At 70.3% G+C, this 464-nt stretch carries 1 protein-coding gene; it reads left to right on the top strand.

Annotation, left to right across the window (positions count from 1 at the left end):
• Window positions 1–464, top strand: a 464-nt coding sequence (gene paaC / locus AB3X89_RS40210) for a 1,2-phenylacetyl-CoA epoxidase subunit PaaC (RefSeq protein ID WP_368588054.1), incomplete at both ends; no start/stop codon positions are given.

Genomic DNA, 464 nt, shown 5'->3' with positions numbered 1-464 from the left:
GCTCGCCGAGCTGCCGCACTACGGCCCGCTCGCCGGCACCGCGCAGGCGCAGAAGGACTACGCGGTCACGATCGTGCGCAACTTCCTGTATTCGACGCTGATGAGGCATCTGTGGGGCGCGCTGACGCACTCCGCCGACGAACAGCTCGCCGCGATCGCCGCGAAGTCGATCAAGGAAACGCAGTACCACGTGCATCACGCGGGCGAGTGGCTGATCCGCTTCGGCGACGGCACCGACGAATCGCACCGTCGCGCGCAGGCCGCGCTCGACTACCTGATGCCGTACACGTATGAGTTCTTCAGCGCGGACGCGGTGGAAGACGCGATCGCCGCGGCCGGCATCGGCCCGCGCACCTCGGCGCTGGAAGCCGCATGGCTCGACGACGTGCGCGCCACGCTCGACGCCGCCACGCTGACGCTGCCCGCGGCGCTGCGGCACGTGAGCACCGGCAAGCACGGCGAGC

The sequence above is a fragment of the Paraburkholderia sp. BR14320 genome (assembly GCF_040948665.1).
Taxonomy (GTDB): Bacteria; Pseudomonadota; Gammaproteobacteria; order Burkholderiales; family Burkholderiaceae; genus Paraburkholderia; species Paraburkholderia youngii.
This window is presented reverse-complemented; position numbering and strand designations above follow the sequence as displayed.